At 63.7% G+C, this 26121-nt stretch carries 23 protein-coding genes; 13 read left to right on the top strand and 10 right to left on the bottom strand.

The features are described 5' to 3' along the window. Positions 1–221: 221 nt before the first annotated feature. Positions 222–1496, top strand: a complete 1275-nt coding sequence (locus ACZ9H4_RS12335) for an EAL domain-containing protein (RefSeq protein ID WP_168664603.1) — start codon at positions 222–224, stop codon at positions 1494–1496. Here the strand turns inward: ACZ9H4_RS12335 and ACZ9H4_RS12330 are convergent. Continuing rightward, positions 1452–2435 (bottom strand): sigma-70 family RNA polymerase sigma factor, encoded by a 984-nt coding sequence (locus ACZ9H4_RS12330; protein ID WP_476119164.1) that lies wholly within the window; start codon positions 2433–2435, stop codon positions 1452–1454. The genes ACZ9H4_RS12335 and ACZ9H4_RS12330 overlap by 45 nt on opposite strands. A 271-nt stretch (positions 2436–2706) precedes the next feature. Here ACZ9H4_RS12330 and clpP point away from each other — a divergent pair, with 271 nt between their 5' ends. Beyond that, positions 2707–3354 carry an ATP-dependent Clp endopeptidase proteolytic subunit ClpP gene (gene clpP / locus ACZ9H4_RS12325; RefSeq protein ID WP_476119163.1) on the top strand — a complete coding sequence of 216 codons (648 nt, stop codon included), beginning with the start codon at positions 2707–2709 and terminating at the stop codon, positions 3352–3354. Between the two features lie 373 nt (positions 3355–3727). Further along, complete coding sequence (locus ACZ9H4_RS12320) at positions 3728–5182, top strand: NYN domain-containing protein (RefSeq protein ID WP_476119162.1); 1455 nt, start codon at positions 3728–3730, stop codon at positions 5180–5182. A 322-nt stretch (positions 5183–5504) separates the two neighbouring features. Here ACZ9H4_RS12320 and ACZ9H4_RS12315 read toward each other — a convergent pair whose 3' ends face one another. From ACZ9H4_RS12315 to xseA, 3 genes are all read right to left on the bottom strand, one after another. Continuing rightward, positions 5505–6077, bottom strand: coding sequence for a glycine zipper family protein (locus ACZ9H4_RS12315; protein ID WP_476119161.1), 573 nt, complete (start codon positions 6075–6077; stop codon positions 5505–5507). A 997-nt stretch (positions 6078–7074) separates the two neighbouring features. Continuing rightward, the gene (sodB, locus tag ACZ9H4_RS12310; RefSeq protein ID WP_042321432.1) at positions 7075–7653 is read right to left on the bottom strand and encodes a superoxide dismutase [Fe]; all 579 of its coding nucleotides are present in this window, start codon (positions 7651–7653) and stop codon (positions 7075–7077) included. 219 nt (positions 7654–7872) lie between these two features. Continuing rightward, entirely contained in the window at positions 7873–9252 is a 1380-nt protein-coding gene (xseA, locus tag ACZ9H4_RS12305; protein ID WP_408140602.1) for an exodeoxyribonuclease VII large subunit, read from the bottom strand. Positions 9253–9821: 569 nt separating this feature from the next. Between xseA and lpxK the strand changes: the two genes are divergently transcribed. The 5 genes from lpxK to ACZ9H4_RS12280 all read left to right on the top strand — a co-directional run bounded on the left by lpxK (position 9822) and on the right by ACZ9H4_RS12280 (position 13871). After that, a complete protein-coding gene (gene lpxK, locus ACZ9H4_RS12300) occupies positions 9822–10838 on the top strand; it encodes a tetraacyldisaccharide 4'-kinase (RefSeq protein ID WP_408152425.1) in 1017 nt (338 codons plus the stop codon). Then, on the top strand, positions 10819–11022 hold the full coding sequence (locus ACZ9H4_RS12295; protein WP_121315547.1) for a Trm112 family protein: 204 nt from the start codon (positions 10819–10821) through the stop codon (positions 11020–11022). The genes lpxK and ACZ9H4_RS12295 overlap by 20 nt, the downstream gene beginning before the upstream one ends. Positions 11023–11173: 151 nt before the next feature. Beyond that, positions 11174–11974 carry a 3-deoxy-manno-octulosonate cytidylyltransferase gene (gene kdsB / locus ACZ9H4_RS12290; RefSeq protein WP_408140599.1) on the top strand — a complete coding sequence of 267 codons (801 nt, stop codon included), beginning with the start codon at positions 11174–11176 and terminating at the stop codon, positions 11972–11974. Positions 11975–12197: 223 nt separating this feature from the next. Next, positions 12198–12863 (top strand): adenylate kinase, encoded by a 666-nt coding sequence (gene adk / locus ACZ9H4_RS12285; protein WP_408140597.1) that lies wholly within the window; start codon positions 12198–12200, stop codon positions 12861–12863. 249 nt (positions 12864–13112) lie between these two features. Then, on the top strand, positions 13113–13871 hold the full coding sequence (locus ACZ9H4_RS12280) for a 3-hydroxyacyl-CoA dehydrogenase (protein ID WP_408140596.1): 759 nt from the start codon (positions 13113–13115) through the stop codon (positions 13869–13871). A gap of 94 nt (positions 13872–13965) precedes the next feature. Here the strand turns inward: ACZ9H4_RS12280 and ACZ9H4_RS12275 are convergent, their stop codons facing one another. Together ACZ9H4_RS12275 and murJ are read right to left on the bottom strand one after the other, a co-directional pair. Further along, positions 13966–14808 carry a SirB1 family protein gene (locus tag ACZ9H4_RS12275; protein WP_408140928.1) on the bottom strand — a complete coding sequence of 281 codons (843 nt, stop codon included), beginning with the start codon at positions 14806–14808 and terminating at the stop codon, positions 13966–13968. A gap of 5 nt (positions 14809–14813) precedes the next feature. Continuing rightward, positions 14814–16364 carry a murein biosynthesis integral membrane protein MurJ gene (gene murJ, locus ACZ9H4_RS12270; protein ID WP_408140595.1) on the bottom strand — a complete coding sequence of 517 codons (1551 nt, stop codon included), beginning with the start codon at positions 16362–16364 and terminating at the stop codon, positions 14814–14816. A 538-nt stretch (positions 16365–16902) separates the two neighbouring features. Between murJ and rpsT the strand changes: the two genes are divergently transcribed. Then, positions 16903–17181, top strand: a complete 279-nt coding sequence (gene rpsT, locus ACZ9H4_RS12265) for a 30S ribosomal protein S20 (protein WP_408140593.1) — start codon at positions 16903–16905, stop codon at positions 17179–17181. Between the two features lie 219 nt (positions 17182–17400). On the opposite strand, the gene ACZ9H4_RS12260 is transcribed toward rpsT, so the two are convergent. Continuing rightward, positions 17401–17748 (bottom strand): DUF3579 domain-containing protein, encoded by a 348-nt coding sequence (locus tag ACZ9H4_RS12260; protein ID WP_168665907.1) that lies wholly within the window; start codon positions 17746–17748, stop codon positions 17401–17403. Between the two features lie 439 nt (positions 17749–18187). Between ACZ9H4_RS12260 and argF the strand changes: the two genes are divergently transcribed. Next, positions 18188–19117, top strand: coding sequence for an ornithine carbamoyltransferase (argF, locus tag ACZ9H4_RS12255; protein WP_408140591.1), 930 nt, complete (start codon positions 18188–18190; stop codon positions 19115–19117). 255 nt (positions 19118–19372) lie between these two features. Next, on the top strand, positions 19373–20599 hold the full coding sequence (locus tag ACZ9H4_RS12250) for an argininosuccinate synthase (protein ID WP_408152422.1): 1227 nt from the start codon (positions 19373–19375) through the stop codon (positions 20597–20599). A 259-nt stretch (positions 20600–20858) separates the two neighbouring features. Here ACZ9H4_RS12250 and murB read toward each other — a convergent pair whose 3' ends face one another. After that, positions 20859–21911: a UDP-N-acetylmuramate dehydrogenase gene (gene murB, locus ACZ9H4_RS12245; RefSeq protein WP_476119160.1), complete on the bottom strand. Its 1053-nt coding sequence runs from the start codon at positions 21909–21911 to the stop codon at positions 20859–20861. A 185-nt stretch (positions 21912–22096) separates the two neighbouring features. On the opposite strand from murB, the gene ACZ9H4_RS12240 reads away from it, so the two are divergent. After that, a complete protein-coding gene (locus ACZ9H4_RS12240; RefSeq protein ID WP_007180572.1) occupies positions 22097–22582 on the top strand; it encodes a YajQ family cyclic di-GMP-binding protein in 486 nt (161 codons plus the stop codon). Between the two features lie 346 nt (positions 22583–22928). Here the strand turns inward: ACZ9H4_RS12240 and plsY are convergent, their stop codons facing one another. Both plsY and ybaK read right to left on the bottom strand, forming a co-directional pair. After that, positions 22929–23564, bottom strand: coding sequence for a glycerol-3-phosphate 1-O-acyltransferase PlsY (gene plsY / locus ACZ9H4_RS12235; protein WP_476119159.1), 636 nt, complete (start codon positions 23562–23564; stop codon positions 22929–22931). A gap of 125 nt (positions 23565–23689) precedes the next feature. Further along, positions 23690–24181, bottom strand: coding sequence for a Cys-tRNA(Pro) deacylase (gene ybaK / locus ACZ9H4_RS12230; RefSeq protein ID WP_408152419.1), 492 nt, complete (start codon positions 24179–24181; stop codon positions 23690–23692). A gap of 369 nt (positions 24182–24550) precedes the next feature. On the opposite strand from ybaK, the gene ACZ9H4_RS12225 reads away from it, so the two are divergent. Beyond that, positions 24551–26110, top strand: a complete 1560-nt coding sequence (locus ACZ9H4_RS12225) for a class I adenylate-forming enzyme family protein (protein ID WP_408323575.1) — start codon at positions 24551–24553, stop codon at positions 26108–26110. Positions 26111–26121 lie beyond the last annotated feature (11 nt).

Raw genomic sequence — 26121 nt, 5'->3', positions numbered from 1 at the left:
TCGCCGACCCGCAACGGGGCGCAACCCGCACCAGCGAAGTGCGAGGCGTCGCGTTCGCACCCGGGCTGACGCACAATCGTCTTATCAGCACGCGGCTGCGACACGCGCAGGCTGTGTTTCCGCATGCGCATAGTTCTTGCTCGCCTATCCTGTAAACTCTCGTTTTGCGCGCGCATTCGTATCGAGCCGCAGCGCGCCGCCCACTCCATACGACCGACATGATGAGCATGATCGAACTCGATCCTCCCGGCTTCCAGCCGCCGCGCCCGATGGCCGGCGACGAAGGCTCCCGGCGCACCGTTCTGTATGGCGGCTATACCGTCTTCAGCGTGTTTCAGCCGGTTTTCTCGGTGTCGCACCGGCGCGCGATCGGCTACCATGCGTCGCTGCGGGCCCACGACGAACATGCGCAGCAAGTGCCCTCCCACGAGGTGTTCACGCAGGCCGCGCGGCGCGGCGACCTGTTGGAACTCGGCCGGTTGGCCGAATCGCTGCATCTCGGCAACTTCAACGCGTTCGACAGCCACGATGAGTGGCTCTTCCTGAGTTTGCACCCGGCCGCGCTGATGGACACCAGCTATGGCGATGCGCTGCTGGCCGGTCTTAAGGCGCTCGGCCTGCCGCCGCAACGTGTGGTGCTCGAAGTGTCCGAGCAGGCGGGCGGCGAAACCACGCGCTTCGCTGAAATCATCGACTCGCTGCGCAAATCCGGTTTTCTGATCGCGCTCGACGGCTTCGGCGCGAAACATTCGAACATCGACCGCGTGTGGAATCTGCGTCCGGACATCGTCACACTCGACCGCTGCATCCTCGCGCAAGCCAGCGAACACTCGCATATCGAACGCGTGCTGCCGGGTCTCGTCTCGCTGCTGCACGAGTCCGGGCAACTGGTGCTGATGGGCGGCCTGAGCACCGAGCGCGACGCGCTGATCGCGCTCGAATGCAACGTGGACTTCGTGCAGGGCGCATTCTTCGCGGGTCCGAGCGTCGAGCCGGTCAAGCCGCAAGCCGCGGCCGGCCTGATGGACTCGCTCTCGGCCGCGTTGCGCGAACGGGTCACCGCACGCCAACGCGCGCAATCCGCGCGCCTCGCGCCCTACGTCACGGCGCTGGAGACAGCCGCCGCACAACTGATGGCCGGCGAGTCGATCGCCCACGCTACCGCCCCATTGCTGTTGCTCGGAGAAACTGCACGCTGCTTCGTGCTCGACGGTTCGGGCCGGCAGATCGGCGACAACGTGCTGCCGCCCGGGCGCACGTCGCAACGCGCGAAGCGTTTCCGGCCGCTGTTGCATTCGGAAGGCGCCAGTTGGGAACGCCGGCCTTACTTTATCCAGGCGATGCGCGTGCCCGGCCAGGTACATCTCACGCCGCCTTATCTGTCGATCAACGAAGCGCATCTGTGTGTCACCGCCTCGATCGCAGCGCATACGCCGCATGGCACGCAAGTGCTATGCGTCGACATCAACTGGGAACTCGCGGCGCATCGCAACTGAGGGCGCCGGGTACCGCCGGATGCGCGAGAGCAACTGCGCGACGGCGGCACGGCCCAGCACCCGGTTGGCAGCTTGCAAGCGCGTGGCGCTGGTCACGATGCGCAGTGCGATGATCTTTGTCGTGCCATCCGCCACGCCGTTCGTCCACACGTCGAGCACGCCGACGACGTCGCCTTCGAAGAACAGGGCGACACACATATTCCCTTCGATCGACACCACCTCGGCATTGCTCGCCTGCTGCGCAAGCGACGTGACCGTGTCCACCCACTCTGCCGCTGCCGGCTCGCGAGCGCATGCAGGCGCGCACACGGGCGCGTCGCTGACAACATCCGGCGTGTCGCTGAAGAGCCGCAGCAGCCCCGTCCGATCCTGCGCCTCCAGCGCCGCGCGCAAGCGCTCGACGATGCGCGCATGCGCGACGGGGTCGGTCCGCTCCAACGGCGCACCTGCGCGCTGCAAACGCGCTTTGGCCCGGTGGACGATCTGCCGGCAACTGGCCGGTGTGCGCTCGAGAATTTTTGCGATTTCCGCGTAATCGCAATCGAAGGCTTCGTGCAGCACGAACGCCGCGCGCTCGTCGGGCTTCAGACGTTCGAGCAGCAGCATCACGCCGTAGGACATTTCCGCCGCCCGCAACGCGAGTTCCTCCGCCGACGGCGCCATCTCGTCGAGCCACGGTTCCGGCAGCCAGCCCGCGGCCTGCGAGCGTTCGCGCTGCACATGCCGCAGACGGTCGATCGCCGTGCGCGTGGCGATCGTGGTGAGCCAGGCGGCCGGGGTTTGCACTGCGCGCGTGTCTGCGAGCTGCCATTTGAGCCAGACGTCCTGCACCACGTCTTCCGCTTCGGCGCGGCTGCCGAGCATACGGTACGCCAGCGCGAGCAGGCGGGCGCGGACGGCCTCGAAACTGGATGCCTTATTGATTCCATGTTCCGTCATACGTAGACCTCCAGATCGTGCGTGGTGAAAAAGCGCGCCTTACCTGCCTGCGGGACTGTCGAGGCGCTCGCCATAGACTGCATTCTTTTCAGCTTGACGCACGAGCACATGCCGATGTGACAGCGCGGCGCAAAAATATTCCTGTCACTCGGCCACGGGCTGCTTCGTCAAATGAGCAACAACCGGCGCATAGGGCGCGCGGTTTGTGAACCAGCCGCGGCAATCGGCATTCATCGCCTGTTCGTACCGCACCGCCAATTACAGGACACCTATGCACTCGATCCATCCATCCGTCACCGGTCTCGGCCTCGTTCCCACTGTGATCGAACAGTCGGGGCGCGGCGAGCGTGCGTACGACATTTACTCCCGTTTGCTGCGCGAGCGCATCGTATTTCTGGTCGGGCCGGTCAACGAACAATCTGCCAGTCTGATTGTCGCCCAGTTGCTGTTTCTGGAATCCGAAAATCCCGACAAGGATATTTCCTTTTATATCAACTCGCCAGGCGGCTCGGTGTACGACGGCCTGGCGATTTACGACACCATGCAGTTCATCAAGCCCGAGGTGTCGACGTTGTGTACCGGCTTTGCCGCGAGCATGGGAACGTTCCTGCTGAGTGCAGGCCAGCGCGGCAAGCGGTATGCGCTGCCGAACGCGCGCATCATGATTCACCAGCCCTCCGGCGGCAGCCAGGGCACGGCGGCAGACGTCGAGATTCAGGCGAAGGAAGTGCTGTATCTGCGAGCGCGCCTGAACGCCATGATGGCCGAGCGCACCGGGCGCAGCATCGAGGAAATCGTGCGCGACACGGACCGCGACAATTTCATGTCGGCGCATGAAGCCAAGGGGTATGGCTTGATCGACGGCGTGCTGGAAACGCGCGCAGGGCTGGGCGAAACGCTACGGCGGCGCGATATGTAGCGGCGCTAACCCGTCACCTTTCTGACCTTCAACAAAGGTCCGAAAGTCAAAGCTTGTGTTCGGCGTCCTCTCGCATTTCCGCCGCGGTGGAGGTGCCTCCGTTCGCAGGCGCCCCGAGCACGCAAGCACGCCGCTTCCATTTCATACAAGCAAACTCAATGCGCCATTCAAACCCGTTCCGCTCAACTCGCTCGAGCACCACGCGCGCTCCTCGTTACAGGAACAGGCGCTGGCGTCCGCCCTGACCACCCGCGCGACCGCTTTTTTTCTGTCCGGTCGGTGCGGCGAGAACACAAAAGCTGCTCACCTTCGCTGGAATCGCTATCATGGTCGCGATCCGTCGAATTCGACGATCGCTTCAATGGAGATATACATGGCGTCATCCAACGAAAACGTCAGCATGGCGCTATTCTGCGACTTCGAAAACGTCGCGCTCGGCGTGCGCGACGCAAAGTACGACAAGTTCGATATCAAGCTGGTGCTCGAACGTCTGCTGCTCAAGGGCAGCATTGTCGTCAAGAAGGCGTATTGCGACTGGGATCGCTACAAGAGTTTCAAAGGCGCGATGCACGAGGCCAATTTCGAGTTGATCGAGATACCGCACGTGCGCCAATCAGGCAAGAATTCCGCGGATATCCGGCTCGTGGTCGACGCGCTCGACCTCTGCTATACGAAATCGCACGTCAATACGTTCGTCATCATCAGCGGCGATTCGGATTTTTCGCCGCTAGTGTCGAAGCTGCGCGAGAACGCCAAGCAGGTGATCGGTGTTGGCGTACAGCAATCCACGTCTGACCTGCTGATCGCTAACTGCGACGAGTTCTTCTTTTACGACGACCTCGTGCGAGAAAGCCAGCGTGCGGTCGTGAAGCGCGAGTCGGCGCGCCCGCAGCAAAACGCTCAGCAAACGGCCAAACGCGCGCCCGATGAAGACAAGAGCCGCCACAAGGAGGATCTGGAAAAACGCCGTACCAAGGCAGTCGAGATCGCGGTGCAAACCTTCGATGCGCTAGCGTCCGAACGTGGCGACAGCGGCAAGATCTGGGCATCCGTGTTGAAGAACGCAATCAAGCGCCGCAAACCGGATTTCAACGAGACGTACTACGGTTTTCGCGCGTTCGGCAATCTGCTGGAAGAGGCGCATGCGCGTGGGCTGCTCGAGTTTGGCCGCGATGAAAAGTCCGGGGCGTACGTGTACCGCAGCACGGCGGCGGGCGCGGCGGGCGAAAGCGTAAATGAGCCTGGCGAATCCGAATCGGCCGAACAGTTGTATGAGGCGCAGGTTGCCGAAACGTCGGTTGCCGCTGTCGAGCCTGCGGGCAAGCACGAGGCGCGTCGCAGGGGCCGCGGCAATCGCAAGTCGGCACGTGGTCAGCAGGAAGCCGCTCAGGAAGAGCGAGCCGCCGTTGAGCGAGCAGGTCACGGGCAAGCTTGGGAGGACGAGGCACTAGCACGCGAGCCGGAGCAGCATCAGGCACCGTCGGCCAGTGCGCCCCATGTCGAATGGCCGGAAGCCACTTTGGTAGAACCGCGGAACAACGCTGCTGAGCCGGATGCGGTCGGTGGCAATGACAACGCTGCGGAAGCGGACGGCAATCAGGCCGAGCGTCGCAAGACACGCGCGCCGCGCAAGACCGCCGCGAAGCGAGCGAAGAAAAGCACGCCTCGAACGATCGATGACGCGCCCGAGATCGCCGCGCCAGTTGAAGCACCGGCACCGGTTGTCGACACAGAGGAAGCTCCTGTAGCCGGCAGGAAGGCAGCGCGTAAGGCCGCGCCGCGTAGCCGTCGTCCGCGTAAGACAGCGGCGACGAGCGAAACGGAGTAAGTGGCGCACATTGCGTGAATCATGCTGATTAGCTCGATGCGGACCATCGCAATGCGCATGCGGCGGAACATCGTGCGCATTAAGCACAAAACCCCTGCTCATCACGAGCAGGGGCTTTGCAGCGCTGATCCACTATGTGCCCGTCGCGCAAAGAAAACGCAGGCGCGTCCTCAGCCAAACGAAGTTCGACGTCCATTGCCAAAGCGACAAGCAACCATAAGCGCTAATTTTTCCAGAACCGCCATCGCCCCATTTCCCCTGCTGGTGTCAACGGGCCGGATATGCCGTCGAATCACCATCAATAAGACTCAGCAGAACGAGTTCAGTAGTACGGATAAGGTGCATACATAACCGGCGGTGGCGCGATGTATCCCGGCGGCGGCGCATAGTAAGGCTGCGGCGCGACGTACACCGGTTGCGGCGCGGCGTAATACGGCCGCGGCTGCGCGATCGTGTCACCCTTCGAGGTCATGCACTGCGCGTAAGCGGCGTCATAGTGCGCCTGCAAGCCGGCCGCGGAATACTCCGCACTATTCGCGCCGTTCGCGCCACCGATCAGCAGTCCGCTGCCCGCGCCAATCGCCGCGCCCGCGCCTGCATTGCCGGCCGCCGCACCGAGCAGCGCGCCAATTGCCGCGCCGCCAAACGTGCCCAGCGCCGCGCTGTTCACGCTATTCGTGGTGGCCGCCTGCGCGGCCCCGGACGAGTTAGTGGAACGGTTTGCGTAATCGCGGCATGCATAGTCGTTTTGCTGGAACTGTTCAAGCGATTCGCCACTGTGCGGCAGCGCGACGATGCTCGGGCCGCTCGGCGGCATCACCGCGCAGCCGCCGAGTGCAAGCGCAACAACGGCGGCGGGTATCGCCATACTTATCGATTTAGTGCTGGACATCATGCGGGTGCATTTCGAAATGGGAATTCAAACGTTAAGCCAATCGGTGCAATCCATGGTTACCGGATAGTTACAGAAAGTTTTTCGCCAAGCCGTGCGCCGCGGCCGGTGAATCGAGAGCGTGTCTCGCATCGCGCACGGCGTCGCCGGTGTTAAATCGGGTAACGCTTGTAAGCGCGCTGGCAATCAAATTTCGCGTCGAGTCGCCTAGACTCGCTTGCCACGCTACTGCGCAAACCCACCTGCCGCAAGAGCCGGTCCCGGTGACGCGCGGGGCTCGACTATACGCGCACTCGCAGCATGCGGCTATTGCTGCGTGTCCATAAAAGAAAGGATGACTCAATGAACCGTCTGGCTTTGACTGTCGGCATGATTTGCGCCGCCTGCGTATCGTCCGTCTTTGCGCAGTCGGATTTGAGCTTGCCTGCCGATGCGATTCAGCAGCCGGCTACGACATTTCCGAGCGCGGCCATCGCGCAGAATTTCCAGTACATGAACCATCCGCCGCCGCCTGCGCCCACTAGTCCGGTGGCGCCGCCTGGCGGCGGTCGCGGTCATCGGCATCGGCAGACGTCGAGCAATTCGGAGGGGGACGGCGGAGCATCGACACCGCCATGATCCATCCACCTGCGAGGCCTGGCAAGGCCGAAACGGCCATGTGATGCACGTCGTTGACGCGCAGCGTCGCCGTTACCAGGGGTGACAAAAACGGGTTTTCAACTCAGCCTTAAAAGTCGCGAGCGCGCTGGTCAATTTAACGATTGCCGAACTCAGTCAAGTCACCGAGCCGGGGAATCAACACTCCACGGCCAGGAGCCGCCAGCAACGCCACGCGAACACGGCCCACCCCATCATTTCAAGGCTCGAAAAAAGAAAAGCCCTCACTGCGGAGGGCTTTCGTTTTTCGCAACAGTTGCCATCGCTACGACAGCATCGAATTCATATCGGCCGAATGCAATCAGGCGACACGAATCCGCCCGTCACGCGGCAACCGGCAACCTTACGCGAAGTTCTTCGACGCGAATTCCCAGTTGACGATGTTCCAGTACGCTTCGACGAACTTCGGACGCGCATTGCGGTAGTCGATGTAGTACGCGTGTTCCCACACGTCGATCGTCAGCAGCGCCTTGGCATCCGTGGTCAGCGGCGTAGCGGCGTTGCTCGTCGACACGAGGTCGAGCGAACCGTCGGCCTTCTTCACGAGCCATGCCCAGCCCGAGCCGAACGTGCCGACTGCGGTCTTCGCGAATTCTTCCTTGAACTTGTCGAACGAACCCCACTTGGCGTTGATCGCGTCAGCCAGCGCACCGGTCGGTGCACCGCCACCTTGCGGCGAGAGGCTGTTCCAGAAGAACGTGTGGTTCCACACCTGAGCCGAGTTGTTGAACACGCCGCCCGACGACTTCTTGACGATCTCTTCCAGCGACAGGTTTTCGAACTCCGTGCCCTTGATCAGATTGTTCAGGTTGGTCACATAGGTCTGGTGATGCTTGCCGTAGTGAAACTCGAGCGTCTCTTCCGACATATGCGGAGCGAGTGCGTTTTTCGCGAACGGCAGCGGCGGGAGCGTATGTTCCATGGTGCTTTCCTTCTGTCTGTATCTGTTGTGGGGGAGTCTGCGGATAACGCTTAAGAGCACTCGATTGTAGGCGAGTTGGAATAACCCCGCAAACCAACGGACTTTACGCCCGGCAGCGGAAAACAGCCCGCACGCATGGCGTAAACAATGCGTTCGCACGGCGCGTGCCCGGGTCATCCGCAAGTCGCATCGACGGCTGTCGCGGGTGTCGGCGAAGTGTCAGAAACCGTCGGTGAGACGCGCTTGCACGTCGGCCAGCGCGATGTCGGCCGAGCCTTCGGCGAGATGCACGGTCAGGCGCCGCCCCGGTCGCAACGACGATGGCGCGCGCACCGCACGACCGCTCTGCGCGTCGATCATCGCGGCATAACCCCGCTCCAGCGTGCGCTGCGGACTCAGCACTTCGAGCCGCGCGGCGAGCGTGTCGATCCGCGCAACCTGACGCTCGTGCTGGCGCAACAAGGCCGCGTCCAGACGTTGCGCAAGATTGCCGAGCTTCGTCCGATGCGCGGCGAGGTCGGGACGCCAACGCTGCCAGCGCATTTGTAGCAGCGAAAAACGCGCTCGCGCGTCACGCACCGGACGCGCGCCGGCCGACGCGAGCCGTACGCTCAATTGCTGCAGATGCGTGCGTTGCCGCGTGAGCCGCTCCGCCGGCGACACGAGACGGCGTGCGAGCCAGTCGAGTTGCTGCGCACGCCGCTCCATCATGCGGCCGAAGCCGCGCGCGAGCGTCGCGTGCCGATGATCGAGTTCGCGCAGCAGCAGCACGCGCTGCGGGCTGACGAGTTCGGCGGCGCCGGTCGGCGTCGGCGCGCGCACGTCGGCAGCGAAATCGGCGATCGTGAAATCGGTTTCGTGGCCGACGCCGCTCACCACGGGAATCGCGCTTTCCGCGATCGCACGCGCCAGCACTTCTTCGTTGAATGCCCACAGGTCTTCGATCGAGCCACCACCACGGCACACGATCAGCACGTCGACTTCGCGTCGCGCGCCGGCCGCCTCGACCATCGCCGCGAGCTTGCCGCTGACGCCCACGCCCTGCACGGGCGCGGGATAAACGATCACCGGAATGTGCGGCGCACGGCGCGCCAGCGTGGTCAGCACGTCACGCAGCGCCGCAGCCTGCAACGATGTCACGATGCCGATCGCCCGCGGATGGGTCGGCAACGCGCGCTTGCGCTCGGCGGCAAAGAGCCCCTCGGCTTCGAGCTGCGCCTTCAGCCTGAGAAACGCTTCGTACAGCCGCCCCTGACCGGTACGGCGCACCGCCTCCACGTTCAGTTGCAGTTCGCCGCGTGGCTCGTACATCGTGACGAGCGCACGGACTTCAATGCGGTCGCCTTCGCGCGGCGTGAACTCGGCGTATTGAGCCCGTCCGCGGAACATCACGCAGCGCATTTGCGCCTGCGCGTCCTTGATCGAGAAATACCAGTGGCCGCTCGCGGCGCGGGTGAAGTTGGACACTTCGCCGGCCACCCAGACGAGCGGAAACGACCGTTCGAGCATCGTGCCGATCGCGCGATTGAGCGCGGAAACGGGAACGACGACCTCACCGCCGGGCGCCGCCGACGAAGAAAAAGGACTTTCGGGATTCATGCGAGGGAATATCTGTGACTGGCCGGACAGACGATAGACCGACTGGCTATCGGCGTCCAGCATAGTCGCTGAATTGTTAAAAGTGTCCACATGGCGGGAGTCGCCAGACAGAACCCGCCAGATCTCCCACCAGCGCGCATGGATTTCAGGCATAGCGTTGATTTATATGGCGTTTATAACTGGGCAACAGCGACACTCTCCGATGCGCGAGGCTCACAACGGCCCTTTCCGGCGGTTCGACGGCAGGTTCTCCACAAAGTTATCCACAGGCCGTGAAGAGCGCGCTCAACGGCAACTCACCGCCGCATACGCGCCTGGCGACTTGCCGGGCGGGACGCCCAGGCGCTAGAGTGGTGGGTTCGACGGCATGCCGAACGCCGCGCAAGGCACGCCGATGCGGTCTGCCGCGCAAGTGCGGCGGACCGCGCCGATGCTTCATTTTTCGCCTCACTTTCGACTGTCCGGAGAACCGCGTTGATGCTGATCCCGCGTATTGCGCCTGGCGCCTCCACGCCGGCGCGCCGCCCCCGTCCGGCGAACGGCGCGCCGCTCGTCCGCGCGACTCGCCCATGAGCGAACTCGGCGATCGTCTCGAAGCCCGTTTCGCCCGCGAATGGCAACAGCGCGGCCCTCTGGCATGGGCGCTGACGCCGCTCGCGTGCCTGTTCGGTGCGATTGCCGGCGCACGGCGCGCCGCCTTCTCGCTGGGCTGGTTAAAATCCGTGCGCGTCGGTGTGCCGGTGGTCGTGGTCGGCAACGTGACTGTCGGCGGCACCGGCAAGACGCCGACCGTGATCGCGCTGGTCGAAGCCTTGCGCGCCGCGGGCTTCAGTCCCGGCGTGGTGTCGCGCGGGTACGGTGCGCGCGTGAGGACGCCGACGCCGGTCACGCCCGCATCGGCGGCAGCGGTCGGCGGCGACGAGCCGTTGCTGATCGCGCGCCGCACCCGCGCGCCGGTGTGGGTCTGCCCGGACCGGGTGGCCGCCGCGCAGGCGCTGTGCGCCGCGCATCGCGACGTCGACGTGATCGTGAGCGACGACGGCCTTCAGCATTACCGCCTCGCACGCGACGCCGAGCTGGTCGTGTTCGACCACCGTCTCGGCGGCAACGGCTTTCTGCTGCCGGCCGGCCCGCTGCGCGAGCCGTTGGCACGCCGCCGCGATGCAACACTGATCAACGATCCCTACGCGCGCACGCTGCCGCCCTGGCCGAACACGTTCGCGCTGCAACTCGCCCCCGCCGACGCGTGGCATCTGGAGAACCCCGCGCTGCGCCGTCCGCTCGCGCAATTCAGCGGCGAGCGCGTGCTGGCCGCGGCCGGCATCGGCGCGCCGGAGCGTTTTTTCGCGACGCTGCGCGCCGCCGGTCTCGCGCCCACCACGCGCGCACTGCCCGATCACTACGCGTTCGAGCGCAATCCTTTTACGGACGTCGACGCCGATGCGATCCTGATAACGGAAAAGGATGCGGTAAAATTAGGGTCCTGGCACGATGCGCGCATCTGGGTTGTCCCGGTCGAAGCCGCGCTCGATCATCGCCTCATTGCATTAGTTGTGGAGAAAGTTCGTGGACGCTCGCCTGCTTGAAATTCTCGTCTGCCCGATCTGCAAGGGCCCGCTCAGCTACGACCGTGGCGCGCAGGAGCTGATCTGCAACGCGGACAAGCTCGCGTACCCCATCCGCGACGGCATTCCCGTGATGCTCGTCGACGAAGCGCGGCAGACCGTGGAAGGCACCCCGGTTGATCTGAATCCGGGCTCGGTCGCCTGAGTTCAGGTTTGCCCGCAGGGGGCAGCAACGCGCCTGCAAGCCTCGCGCCGTTGCTGCGCGCCGGCGACCGTCTTTTCCGTTTGCGCCCGCGCGGCATGCGCGGCCGCTTCCTCCGGTTTTATCGCTGCTCGTCTTCCCGCTTGTCTTCCCGATGACCCAAGCCCATACCACCGCTGCCCCGTTCATTGCCGTCGTACCGGCCCGGCTCGCTTCGACGCGTCTGCCCAACAAGCCGCTCGCCGATATCGGCGGCAAGCCGATGGTGGTGCGGGTCGCCGAACGCGCGCGCGAGTCGGGCGCGCAGCAGGTGCTGGTCGCGTCGGACGCGCAGGCCGTGCTCGACGCAGCACGCGATCACGGCTTCGAAGCTGTGTTGACGCGCGCCGACCATCCGTCGGGCACCGACCGTCTCGCTGAAGTCGCGACACATTTCGGCTGGAGCGACGAGACGATCGTCGTCAACGTGCAAGGCGATGAACCGCTGATCGATCCGGCACTGGTGTGCGGCGTCGCGTCGCACCTCGCGGCGAGCAGCGGCTGTGCGATCGCCACCGCCGCCCATCCGATCACCGACCCCGCTGAAATCTTCAATCCGAACGTCGTCAAGGTCGTGCTCGACGCGCGCGGCGTCGCGTTGTACTTCTCGCGCGCGCCGATTCCGTGGGCCCGCGACGCCTATCAGCCGCACTGGCCCAATGTCGCGTCGATGCCCGCCCCGCCTGCACCCGCAGTGGTTCACCGGCATATCGGCCTGTACGCGTATCGCGCGCAATTCCTGCGTACGTACCCGAGTCTCGCGATCTCGCCGATCGAACAGGTCGAAGCGCTCGAACAGTTGCGCGCGATGTGGCATGGCGAGCGAATCGCGGTGCTCGTCACGCCGGACGTGCCGCTGCCCGGCGTCGACACACCTGCGGATCTCGCGCGCGTACAGGCTTTATTCGGGTCTTGAGCACAAAAACCCGTGGCATAATCGGACGGTTGTGCGCGCCTCCCATCACCAGCGAAAGCAGCGAAACTCAGGGTTTGCCCGGTCGCACCGTTGCCTTCTTGCAGCGCCGTCGTGTTTCGACGTGCAGCGCGAGACCTGCAACGGCAGCCGATGCGGGTCCCTCGACGAATCGTGGGATGGCTGCAGCGTCATCGAAGAATTCACATAGATCTGGAGATATCACATGCGTTTGATCCTTTTGGGTGCACCCGGTGCGGGCAAGGGCACTCAGGCAAACTTCATCAAGGAAAAATTCGGGATTCCGCAAATTTCCACCGGTGACATGCTGCGCGCGGCCGTCAAGGCAGGCACGCCGCTGGGTCTCGAAGCCAAGCGCTTCATGGATGCCGGCGAGCTGGTCACGGACGAACTCATCATCAACCTGGTGAAGGAACGTCTGCAGCAACCGGACTGCGCGAACGGCTATCTGTTCGACGGTTTCCCGCGCACCATTCCGCAAGCGGAAGCGATGAAGCAGGCCGGCGTCGCGATCGACTACGTGCTGGAAATCGACGTGCCGTTCGACGAGATCATCGTGCGTATGAGCGGCCGCCGCTCGCACGCCGCGTCGGGCCGTACGTATCACGTCAAGTTCAATCCGCCGAAAGTCGAAGGCGTGGACGACGTGACCGGCGAACCGCTGATCCAGCGCGACGACGACAAGGAAGAAACGGTCAAGAAGCGCCTGGACGTGTATGAGGCGCAGACCAAGCCGCTGATCGAGTACTACAACAGCTGGGCAAAGAACGGCGATGCATCGACCGCATTGAAGGCGCCGCAGTACCGCCGCATTTCGGGCCTCGGCAGCGTCGATGAGATTCGTACTCGCGCATTCGACGCGTTGAAGTAAGCTCGCTGCGAACTGCGTCTGTTTGACGAAAAACCCGCCCCTGCCGGCGGGTTTTTAATTGGGCCACCGGCCCGTGCTGGCCGCCCTTTCCATTTCCTGCCGATCACGCGCATTCAGATTAGTTAGACATCCGTATCGGTTTGCCCTGCTTACGCCGCGCTTTCCGCATTGCAGCATAGCCGCTACAATCGATCATCGAAAATATATTCGATCGAAAGACGACTGGACAACCGTAGCAAAGGAGTAGACATGGAGATTCGTGACAATGCGTTCCTGATCACCGGCGGTGCATCGGGTCTTGGCGCCGCCACCGCGCGCCTGCTCGTCGAGAACGGCGGCAAGGTCGTGCTCGCCGACCTGAATCAGGATGCCGGCGAGGCGCTCGCCAAAGAACTCGGCGGCGTGTTCGTCAAATGCGACGTGAGCCGCGAAGACGACGCGATCCAGGCCGTCGAAGCCGCAACGAAGCTCGGCACGCTTCGCGGTCTCGTCAATTGCGCTGGCGTAGCGCCAGCCGTCAAGACCGTCGGCAAGGACGGCCCGCATCCGCTCGACTCGTTCGCACGCACCATCTCGATCAATCTGATCGGCACCTTCAACATGATCCGGCTCGCCGCCGCGGCAATGTCAAAGAACGAGCCGAACGCGAATGGCGAGCGCGGCGTCATCATCAACACGGCATCCGTGGCCGCGTACGACGGCCAGATCGGCCAGGCGGCCTATGCGGCATCGAAAGCCGGCGTGGTCGGCATGACGTTGCCGATCGCTCGCGACCTGTCGCGCAACGCGATTCGCGTGATGACGATCGCACCGGGCATCTTCGAAACGCCGATGCTGCTCGGCATGCCGCAGGAAGTGCAGGACGCGCTCGGCGCCATGGTGCCATTCCCGCCGCGCCTCGGCAAACCGGCCGAATACGCGATGCTGGCCAAACAGATCTTCGATAATCCGATGCTCAACGGCGAGGTGATTCGCCTGGACGGCGCCATCCGCATGCAGCCGAAGTAACGACGCGCCCACCTGCCGCCTGATGCGGCATGCCCGAAAAAAAACGCCTGCACATGATTGATGTGCGGGCGTTCTGTTTTAAAGCGGCAGGGCGCTATTCGCGATCGTCGTGTTGAGTGCGTTGGCGTAGCTCATGCAACTGCGACTCGACCACCGTCGCGTCCTCGGCATCCGGCCGGTCGCCCAGATAGCTTTCGAGGTCTTCGAGCGCGGGGCGCAGGTAATCGAGCCGCGCGTACGCGAAGCCGCGATCGCGCACCTCTTCGATGTTGTCCGGCAGCAGGATCACGAGACGCTGCTGCACCGCCAGCAAGCGCTGCCAGCGCTCGGTCTGCAGATAGGTGGACTTCAGATTGCGCAGCATGCGCGCGATGATCTCGCGGCGCGTGGCCGGCTGCAGCAGCATGCGCAGCGCCCGGCTCACCGACTCGCCCGCCGACGCCACATACGGCTCCAGCATCTCGACCATCTGCGTTTCGGTCAGCGACTGGCCGGTGGTCGGATCGAGCATCTCTTCGCCGTCGGGCGTCGTCACGCGCAGCAGGAAGTGCCCCGGAAAGGACACGCCGCGCGCCGGAATGCCGAGCTGCTCGGCCATCTCCAGATACAGCACCGCGAGCGAAATCGGAATGCCGCGGCGGCGCTTGAGCACCGCGTTCAGATAGCTGTTGTCGGGATCGTAATAGTCGTTGAGGTTGGCGGCAAAGCCGAGCTCGCGGAAGAAGAACCGGTTCAGAACGCCGAGCTTCTGTCTGATGTCGGCGTCGGCCGGCATGCGGCGCTGCAGACGCACCACCAGTTCGTCGATCTCGGCCAGTGTGGCTTGCAGATCGAGATCGGGGTAAGCGTCCTGCGCGAGCGAGAGCGCCGCCTCGGTCAGTGGAAGACTGTCGTCTTCGGCGACGAGCGTGCTGAAATAGTCGAGAACCCGCGTCATCGTGATCACTTCACTCGCCTTTTGAAATACGCGTACTTGAAGCCCATCAGCCAAAGCATACCGAAATATAGCGCGGCGAACAGCACGAGGCACGCGCCTAGCAGCACCATCCGGTCGACCGGCCGGTCATGCATGGCGATCCAGTCGAAATTGATCGCCAGCCAACGCATCGTGCCGGCCAGCACCAGACAGGCGCCGAACAACTGTACGAAAAACTTGAGCCAGCCGCCTGACGGCATATAAATGCCGCGCTTGCGCAGACCGACAAACAGCAGCAACGCATTGACGCAAGCGCCGAGCCCGACGCTCAGCGTAAGGCCCGCATGCGAGAAAAGCGGCACGAACACGTAGTTGCTCAATTGCGTGGCGATCAGCACGCCGACGCCGATCTTCACCGGCGTCTTGATGTCCTGCTTCGCGTAGAAGCCGGGCGCGAGAATCTTGATCAGGATCAGACCGATCAGCCCGACGCCATAAGCGGCCAGCGCACGGCTCACCATCACGACCGAGTGGCCGTCGAACTTGCCGTAGTTGAACAGGACGGCGGTCAGCGGCTGCGCGAAGAAGAAGAGCGCGACCGCGCTCGGCGCGGCCAGCAGGAACGTAACGCGCAAACCCCAGTCGAGCAGCGACGAATACTCGTGCGCGTCGGCGTCGACGTGCGCCTTCGACAGGCTCGGCAGCAGGATCGTGCCCAGCGCGACACCGAGCAGCGCAGTCGGAAACTCCATTAGCCGATCGGCGTAGTTGATCCACGACACCGCGCCCGGCCCGATGCGCGACGCGATATTCGTATTGATGATGAGGCTGATCTGCGCGACCGACACGGCGAACATCGCCGGCACCATCTTCGACAGCACCCGCTTTACGCCGCGATGCGCGAGCGCCCGCAACGGATTCAGGCTGATGCGCGGCACCATGTCGATCTTTTTCAGCCCCGGCAACTGCACGATGAATTGCAGGATGCCGCCGGCGATCACCGCCCACGCGAGCGCATAGACCGGCGTTTGCAGACGCGGCGCGACGAACACCGCGGCGACGATGAATGCCACGTTCAGCAACACCGGCGCGAATGCGGGCAGCGAGAAGTTCTTGTACGTATTCAGCACGCTCGACGCCAGCGAGGTCAGCGAAATGAAAATGATGTACGGGAACATGATGCGCGTCATCGTGACCGCGAGCGCGTACGCCTCGCCCTCGTGCGCGAGACCCGAGGCGACGACGTACACCACGCCCGACGCGCCCACCACGCCGATCACCGACAGCACCGCCAGCGCCCACGCGAGCACGGTCGAGGTGGCGTCGACGAGCGCCTTGGTGGCGTCGTGGCCCTGCTGGTTCTTGAACTCGGCGAGAATCGGCACGAAGGCCTGCGAGAACGCGCCTTCGGCGGAAATGCGGCGCAGCAGGTTGGGGATACGGAAGGCGACGTAGAACGCGTCAGTGTATTGACTGGCGCCGAACGCGCGAGCGATCAGCGTTTCGCGGGCCAGTCCGGTCACGCGCGACAGCAGCGTGAAGCCGCTGACCGTCAGCAGGGCTCGGATTAGATTCATGGGGCGCTTATTATACGGGTGCCGCAAGTGCGGACGACGAGCCGGAACGCGATTCGGACCGATTTGCTGCGCAGACGTTCGGTCCGATCGGCTGATTGGCGCATTTTTTTGCAGTGGGTCGGGTCGTGCCGTGCGTCACGAACGCGCGCCGGAACGCGTATTCCGGCCTCGCGTCGCACCGGCCGCGCCACTTTCGCCAACCCATGGCCGCCGAAGGACGCGAGCCTTCCCGCTAAAGGCCCGCGCGGCGCGCTCGTGCATTCCCGTTGCCACGTGCCTGATTTTGTTGCTATAATCGCCGGTTTCGAAGCTCGCTCAGTTTTCGGACGCGCTCAAGGACATGGGCAAGGTCGGCTCCACGCCGCCTGGCAACGTCCTCGAATCGCCGGAAATCCAGGCCCGCCTTCGCGTAGTTCGATCGATTTTTTCGACACTTTTTGCGCTCTTGGGCAATCGCTTCCAAGAGTTCGGATCTAAAAGCAGCACCTCACCACTTGAAGGTCAGGTACTGGAAACAGGAACAGGATAAGGAACCGTCATGGCTAACTCCGCACAAGCACGCAAGCGCGCCCGCCAGGCCGCCAAGGCAAACTCGCACAACTCGGCACTGCGCTCGAAGTTCCGCACGGCTATCAAGGCTGTTCGCAAGGCGATCGACGCCGGCGACAAGGCCAAGGCCGCTGAAATCTTCCAGGCATCGTCGAAGACCATCGACATCATCGCCGACAAGAACATCGTTCACAAGAACAAGGCTGCTCGCCATAAGAGCCGTCTCGCTGCAGCCCTCAAGGGTCTGCAAGCGTCCGCAGCGCAGTAATTCCGGTCAGCCCGCTTCGGTGGGCTACCTCCTGTTTCCGCTGCACAGAAAGGCCCGCCTCGGCGGGCTTTTTTGCTTGAAACAGACCGATTCGCACGTGTCCGCAACGCTTCAGCGCGACGCGCTTGTGATTGCCGGGCCACCCTGCCGCCCCGACGTCACACAAAAAAACCCGCTAATTGCGGGTTTTTTGCTTTTGCAGATCCGGTGCCGCCTGCGCTATATCACGTGTCTTTTGGCTTGCGGCACGGCAGCATGCTCGAGTTGCAACTCACACGCCTCGGTCACGACGAGATCGTTGTCTTTTGCGAAGTTGAGCACGAAGTCGAAGGCCATCGGTTCGATGTCGCGCAAGCGCGAATCGAGAATCACGCACTTGAGATCGCCGATCATGGTCGGCCGCACGTACAGCGAGTACTGCATATAGGCGTTCGGCCCCTTCTTCGCTCCCGGCCCAAAACATGCCATCACTCCGGCGAGCCGCTCCGACCAGTCGCTCGGCCGGAATCGCTTTCCGGTCGACGTAATGCCCTGAATGAAGAATTCGGTTGGAGCTGCTTCGGCCATGTAGGAATACCTGTGTAACTGCCCAGCGTGATGACGGCAAAGCCGACGGCACGCGCCGGCTTCAAATGCCTGAATTCGCGGCTGTACGCCGCGATGGCGAGCCGCGCCACCAGAAACCGCCACGGGCCGGCTGGGCAGCCTCGTCGCTTGTCATGACGGCGCACCGCGAGCAGGCTTTCCGAACCGCGCGAGCCGTGTCCCGCAGGCCGGATTCCGGCCTGCCGGGCTTTGGGAGAACCGCCAGATTATAGCGCAGCGGACCTTTTTCCGCAGCGCACACAAGCTTCGTCCGACCGGGGCGGGAGGCTTTCAGACAGCTTTCCCGGCCTTTTCGCCGACTCGTCAAACGGGGCGAAATCCTTTATGCTGCATTGAGTTACCACAAACGACGGCGGCGCCGTCCGGCAATCCTGCCGGGTGAGACCGCCGTATTTGTTTCATGACCGCCAAGAAAATTCGCCACTATCTGCAGTTCAAGGATTTCTCGCTGGAAGACTACGAGTACGTGCTGGAACGCGCGCGCATTCTGAAACGTAAATTCAAGAACTACGAGACTTACCACCCGCTGCACGATCGCACGCTGGCCATGATCTTCGAAAAGAATTCGACACGCACCCGCCTGTCGTTCGAGGCCGGCATCTTCCAGCTGGGCGGCCACGCCGTGTTCATGAGCACGCGCGACACGCAGCTCGGTCGCGGCGAACCGATCGAAGACGCTGCGCAAGTGATTTCGCGCATGGTCGACATCATCATGATCCGCACGTTCGGCCAGGACATCATCCAGCGCTTTGCGGAAAATTCCCGCGTGCCGGTGATCAACGGGCTGACCAACGAATACCACCCGTGCCAGGTGCTGGCCGACATCTTCACGTACTTCGAGCATCGCGGCCCGATTCGCGACAAGACGGTCGCATGGGTCGGCGACGCCAACAACATGCTGTACACGTGGATCGAAGCCGCGCAGATCCTCGGCTTCAGGCTGCGCCTGTCCACGCCGCCGGGCTACAAGCTCGACCGCGCGATGGTCGCCGCCGAAAGCGCGCCGTTCTACGAAGAATTCGACGACCCGAACGAAGCCTGCGCGGGCGCCGATCTCGTCACCACCGACGTCTGGACCAGCATGGGCTTCGAAGCCGAAAACGAAGCACGCAAGAAGGCCTTCGCGGACTGGTGCGTCGACGCCGAAATGATGGCGCGCGCCAACCCGGACGCGCTCTTCATGCACTGCCTGCCCGCCCACCGTGGAGAGGAAGTCAGCGCGGAAGTAATCGACGGCCCGCAAAGCGTCGTGTGGGACGAGGCGGAAAATCGCCTGCACGTGCAAAAAGCGTTGCTGGAATATCTGCTGCTCGGCAAGCTGAATCACTGAGCGAGCTTTTTTACCCTCTGCAGCACTCGCGTGAAACCTGCGTGAAGCGCGCCGGGGCCTCGACTACGAGGCAAGGCATCCACGTCCGCGCCGCGCATCGGGCCGGCGTCCACGGTTGCAACGGGACCCGGCCGCATGACCGCACTGCCCCAAAAACGCGGGCGCCCGGCGGTTTAGTGTCAAAATAGTGGTTTTCCGCGCTCCGGAACCGCCGGCGCGCCTTGTTTTCCCGCTTTTTCCAGCTACGAGTTCACCATGAGCGATATCAAGAAAGTCGTGCTCGCCTATTCGGGCGGCCTCGACACCTCCGTCATCCTGAAGTGGTTGCAGGACAATTACGACGCCGAAGTCGTCACGTTCACGGCCGACATCGGCCAGGGCGAAGAGCTGGAGCCGGCGCGCAAGAAGGCCCTGCAGCTCGGCATCAAGCAGGAAAACATTTTCATCGAAGACCTGCGCGAAGAATTCGTGCGCGACTTCGTGTTCCCGATGTTCCGCGCCAACACGGTCTATGAAGGCGAGTACCTGCTGGGCACGTCGATCGCGCGTCCGCTGATCGCCAAGCGTCAGATCGAAATCGCCCGCGCCACCGGCGCCCAGGCGGTGTCGCACGGCGCAACCGGCAAGGGCAACGACCAGGTTCGCTTCGAACTCGGTTACTACGCGCTGGAACCGGGCATCAAGGTCATCGCACCGTGGCGTGAATGGGACCTGTTGTCGCGCGAAAAGCTGCTCGCGTACGCGGAAAAGGCCGGTATTCCGATCGAAATGAAGCACAAGCAAGGCGGCGCGCCGTATTCAATGGATGCGAACCTGCTGCACATCTCGTTCGAAGGCCGTCACCTGGAAGATCCGAAGGCGGAAGCTGAAGCCGATATGTGGCGCTGGACCGTGTCGCCCGAACAGGCGCCGGACCAGGCCGAATACCTCGACATCGAATACGAGCACGGCGATCCGGTCGCGATCAACGGCAAGCGTCTGTCGGCGGCGGAAATGCTGACCGAACTGAACCGCCTGGGCGGCAAACACGGCATCGGCCGTCTGGATCTGGTGGAAAACCGTTACGTCGGCATGAAGTCGCGCGGCTGCTATGAAACGCCGGGCGGCACGATCATGCTGAAGGCGCACCGCGGCATCGAGTCGATCACGCTCGACCGTGAAGTCGCTCACCTGAAAGACGACCTGATGGCCCGCTACGCGTCGCTGATTTACAACGGCTACTGGTGGAGCCCGGAGCGCCGCGCGCTCCAGGTGCTGATCGACCACACGCAGGAAAAGGTCAATGGCTGGGTGCGTGTGAAGTTGTACAAGGGCAGCGTCTCGGTGGTCGCGCGCGATTCGAAGGAAACACTGTTCGACAAGACCATCGCTACGTTCGACGACGACGGCGGCGCATACAACCAGGCGGACGCCGGCGGCTTCATCAAGTTGAATGCACTGCGTATGCGGATTGCGGAAAATGCGCGCCGTCAGCGTGGCTGAGGGTGGGCGTTTCGGTGAAGGCTAATTTCGCGCGAGCGGAGTCAAGCGCCGAAGGCGCGGCCTGATCCAAACGCAGACGATAAAAAAGCGCCGCGAGAAAACTCCCGGCGCTTTTTTGCATTTCAGCGTGCCGCCTAACCAGTCACAACGCGCCCAGTCGACTCAGTGTCCGTCAGCGCACCGTCGAACCACTTCCGGGAGCGCTGGCAGCAAGACTTCGGCGCCTCAAGCTCAGTCGGCCGCTATCCGCGCCGCCGCGTCACAAACAAACCGGCTCCGCTTCCAACTCCACACCGAATCGCTCGAGCACGTCCCGCTGGATCGCTCTGGCAAGCGCCAACACCTCCGCGCCGCTCGCGCCGCCGCGATTCACCAGCACCAGCGCCTGCCGCTCATGCACGGCCGCCGCGCCCATCGCACGGCCTTTCCAGCCGCATCGGTCGATCAACCAGCCTGCCGCGAGCTTCACCCGCCCATCCGCCTGAAGATAGGACACGACATCCGGCTCCCGGCTCTTCAGCGCGTCGAACTGCGCCGCGTCGACCACTGGATTCTTGAAGAAGCTCCCGGCGTTGCCGAGTTCCAGCGGATCGGGCAGCTTCGCGCGCCGCACCGCCACCACCGCATCGAAGATGGCCTGCGCGGTCGGCGGCCTGTCACCGCCAGCGGCATGCTCCGAGCCCGCGGCCAACTCACGCGCCAGATCGGCGTAACCGGCGCGCGGTTGCCAGAGCTTCGGCAAGCGGAACGTCACCGACGTGATGACGAACCGGTCACGCCCTTCTCGCTTGAAGAAGCTGTCGCGATAACCGAACCCACAAGCCTCGGTATCGAGCTCGACGACGTCGCCCGTCGCCAGTTCCACCGCGCGCAACGAGGCGAACCGCTCGCACATTTCCAGTCCGTACGCGCCGATGTTCTGAATCGGCGCCGCGCCGACCGTACCCGGAATCAGCGCGAGATTCTCCAGTCCCGGCAATCCCTGCGACAAACTCCACGCGACGAACTCGTGCCACGGTTCGCCGCCGGCCGCCTCGACGTACCATGCGTCATCGTCCTCGCGCACGACGCGGCGGCCCCGCAGCGCGACCAGCAGCACCAGCCCGGGGAAGTCGCCGGTCAGCACGACGTTGCTGCCGCCGCCCAGCACGAGGCGCGGCAGTCCTCCCGCGCGGGCGTCGCGCACCGCCGCCATCAATTGCGCTTCGTGCTCGATCCGGCATGCAAACCGCGCGCGGACATCGAAACCAAAGGTGTTGTGTGCCTTCAGCGGATAGCCGGCAATGAACGCGGCGGAATCGGAGTGGGACATCGGAATCGAGGAGAATGAAACAGCGAAAGAGACCAGATCGCGCCCCGGCCGCCCGACAATGCGCGGCGGTCTTGGGCAAAAGGGAGTGGCGTCGGTAAAATGACGTCCGGTTCGTGATTATAGCGAGTGCCCCGTGCGCAGCCGACCGGCCGCGTCACGCACCGCAGCACTATTGGGAGAATGCAATGCCATCGTTTGACGTCGTCTGCGAAGCGAACATGATCGAAGTCAAGAACGCGATCGAACAGTCCAACAAGGAAATTTCCACGCGCTTCGACTTCAAAGGGTCGGACGCGCGCGTCGAACATAAGGAAAACGAAATCACCGCCTACGCCGACGACGACTTCAAGCTCGGCCAGGTGAAGGACGTGCTGCTGTCGAAAATGGCCAAGCGCAACGTGGACGTGCGCTTTCTCGACTACGGCAAGATCGAGAAGATCGGTGGCGACAAGGTCAAGCAGGTCATCAAGATCAAGAAGGGCGTGTCCGGCGATCTCTCGAAGAAAATCGTGCGTCTCGTGAAGGACAGCAAGATCAAGGTCCAGGCGAGCATTCAGGGCGACGCGGTGCGCATCACCGGGGGCAAGCGCGACGATCTGCAAAGCGTGATTGCGATGCTGCGCAAGGACGTGACCGATACGCCGCTCGACTTCAACAACTTCCGCGACTGAGTCTCAATGGCGCGGGTACGCGCCCAAGGGAGCAGAACGGACAATGAGTAACGGGCAAGCGCGAGGTGTACCTCGCGCAGGGCTTGCGGGCCCTACGCGCCGAGGCCGCCTTACCCGTGCGCCGCCCAACGAGTACGCGTAACTTGCCGGCTAGCCGGGCGCCTCGGGTTTCGCGCTCGCTGCGCACTGCCTGGGCGGAGCCAGCGAGCAACTCGAATGAAATCCCGTAACACCCGCACACCGCCCGCGCGGCATCAGCGAGCGGCCTGCGGACAGGCCAAATGAGGCGAGATCCGCGATCAATCGGAGCGCGACACGTGTGGCCTCCACGCGCCCCATCCGTCCCTCAAAGATCGTTACCCGCCGCCGGCGTAGGCGCCTTCTTCTTGTCCCCGATGCGGCTTTCCTGCCCGTGCATCAGCTTGGCGATGTTGCCGCGATGGCGCCACACCAGCAGCGAACTCATCACGACGATCGCCAGCGCGATCACGCGCGGCCCGAACAGGAACGCGTAAAAAAGCGGCGCGAACACCGCCGCGGCCAGCGCCGCCAGCGAGGAATAACGCGTGAAGAACGCAACGATCAGCCACGTCAGCAAGGTCGCGATGCCGAGCGTCGGATTGATCGCGAGCAGCACGCCCGCTGCGGTCGCCACGCCCTTGCCGCCCTTGAAGCGGAAGAACACCGGATACAGGTGGCCGAGAAACACCGCGACCGACGCCATCGCCACCGACGTCTCGTCCAGCCCATAGCGCGCGCCGAAGTGCACGACGAACCACACCGGCAGCCAGCCCTTGAAGGCGTCGCCGATCAGCGTGAGAATCGCCGCCTTCTTGCTGCCGCTGCGCAGCACGTTGGTGGCGCCGGGGTTGCCCGAGCCGTATGAGCGCGGGTCGTCGAGGCCCATTGCGGCGCTCACGATCACGGCGAACGACACCGAACCGATCAGGTAGGCAACGACAGCAACGATCAGGTTTTGCATCTGGGACTCTTATAAGGATCAGCGGTCTGAAACTCGATACTCCAACCGCAACAGGTAACGCAACTCGGAACAAAGCGGCGCATATTCTACCGAACGCGGCCGCCCGGAAAACATTCGCGCAAACGTCAATCGACGCTCGCGCACTGCACCGCCTTCGCCGCCAGCAGATCGGTCAGCACCGTCGGCTCGATGCTGACCAGAAAGCCGCGCCGGCCGCCGTTCAGCCAGAGCCTGTCCATTTCCAGAATGCTCGACTCGACATAGACCGGCATCTGCTTGCGCGTACCGAACGGCGACGTGCCGCCGATCAGATAGCCGGAATGCCGGTTCGCCACTTCGGGCTTGCAGGGCTCGACGCGCTTCGCGCCGATCTGCCGGGCGAGGTTCTTGGTGCTGACGGTGCGGTCGCCGTGCATCAGCACGATCAGCGGCTTCGCGTGCTCGTCTTCCATCACGAGCGTCTTCACGACATGATGCTCGTCCACGCCGAGCTGGCGCGCCGACTCTGCCGTGCCGCCGTGCTCGACGTAATCGTAAGGATGCTCGCCGAACGTGACGCCGTGGCGGCGCAGAAACTGCGTGGCCGGCGTTTCGGAAACGTGTCTGGATTTGCTCATCGGCGCATTGTAATGGCGAGTTTGCACGACGGCTATTTGCCGAACGGCCAATTGTGCGGTCCATGCGGGTGTGGCACGATCGTTCGGATATTGGGTGTCGTCGTAGCCGTGGATTTGATGCTGCGCGGCGAATCGTTTTTAGTAGTTATTTTGCGTGGGACTGAGGAGTAGTAGGTGCTAAAGCGCCAACTCCGATCGACCGCCCTGGGGCATGGGATCGGAGTAAGCGCTAAAGCGCCAACTCCGATCGACCGCCCTGGGGCATGGGATCGGAGTAAGCGCTAAAGCGCCAACTCCGATCGACCGCCTTGGGGCATGGGATCGGAGTAAGCGCTAAAGCGCCAACTCCGATCGACACAGGAGACAACGTTGAACCCCGATTCATCCAGCCGTTCCACAATCGACATCCCCGCCCTGCTCGCCGCGCTGCCCGCGCGCATCGCCGAGATTCCGGCGCTCGCCGCCGCGCGCGATCCGCAGCACATCGCCCTGATCGAGGACGCGCGCCAGTTGACCAGTGCACAACTGCTGCAAGCCGTCGACTCCGTCACGGACCTGCTGCGCGCATGGGGCGTGCGCGGCGGCGACCGCGTAATGATCGTCGCGGAAAACAGCATCGCGCAGATCGTGCTGCTGTTCGCAACCGCGCGGCTCGACGCGTGGGCGCTGGTGTCGAACGCCCGCCTGTCCGCGGCCGAACTCGACGCGATCCGCGCGCACGCACAACCTCGCATGGTCGCGTATGCGGTGGAATCCGGCGATGCCCAGCAGCACGCGCTGCGCCACCAGGCGACGGCCGCGCCGGCCATCACGCCGGACATCGGCGCATGGTCGTACACGGTGGACAGCGCAGCGCAAGCCGAACCGGTCGAACCCGCGAACCATCGCCAATGCGCCGCGCTGATCTACACCACCGGCACCACCGGCGCGCCGAAAGGCGTGATGCTGTCGCATCGCAATCTGCTGTACATCGCCGCGGTGTCGAGCCGCCTGCGCAAGGTCGGTCCCGGCGACGTCGTCTATGCCGTGCTGCCGATCTCGCACGTGTACGGCTTCGCGTCGGTGTGCCTCGGCAGCCTGCACGCGGGCGCGACCTTGCGGCTCGCACCGCGCTTCGCGCCGGAAGCCGTGCGCCGCGCCCTCGCCGACGAACGCGTGTCGATCTTCCAGGGCGTGCCGGCCATGCACGCCAAACTGCTCGACCATCTGCAGACGTGTGGCCTTCCGTGGTCCGCGCCGCACCTGCGCTTTGCCTACTCGGGCGGCTCGCCGCTCGACGCCGCGCTCAAGGCGCAGGTCGAAGCCGTCTACGGTCTGCCGCTGCACAACGGCTACGGCATGACCGAGAGCAGCCCCACGGTGTCGCACACGATGCTCGACGCGCCGCGCAGCGACTGCTCGGTCGGCGAGGTTATTCCGGGCGTCGAGGTGAAGTTCGTCGGACTCGATGGCGTCGACGCGGCGCCGGGACAAATCGGCGAGCTATGGGTGCGCGGGCCGAATGTGATGCTCGGCTACTACCGCAGTCCGGAGCAAACCCGCGCGGCCGTGACCGCGGACGGCTGGCTCAAGACCGGCGATCTCGCGCGACAGGACGCGGACGGCGCGCTGCATATCGCCGGGCGCAGCAAGGAGTTGATCATCCGCTCGGGGTTCAACGTCTATCCGGCCGAGGTCGAGCATGTGTTGAACGCGCATCCGCAAGTCGTACAGTCGGCGGTGATCGGACGCGCGGTCGAGGGCAACGAGGAAGTGATCGCGTTCGTCGAGTTGACGGCGGGCGCGACCGTCACGCCCGCCGACTTGATCGCGTGGTGCGGCGAGCGTCTCGCGCCGTACAAGCGGCCCGCCGAATTGAAGGTGCTCGCCGCGCTGCCGGCCGCCTCGACCGGCAAGATCCTCAAACACCGGCTGCGTGAATTCGTCTGAAGCAGGCGCAA

The sequence above is a fragment of the Paraburkholderia sp. TE9906 genome, from assembly GCF_056279605.1.
The sequence above is the reverse complement of the archived record's forward strand: the minus strand, read 5'-3'. Positions and strand labels throughout refer to the sequence as shown.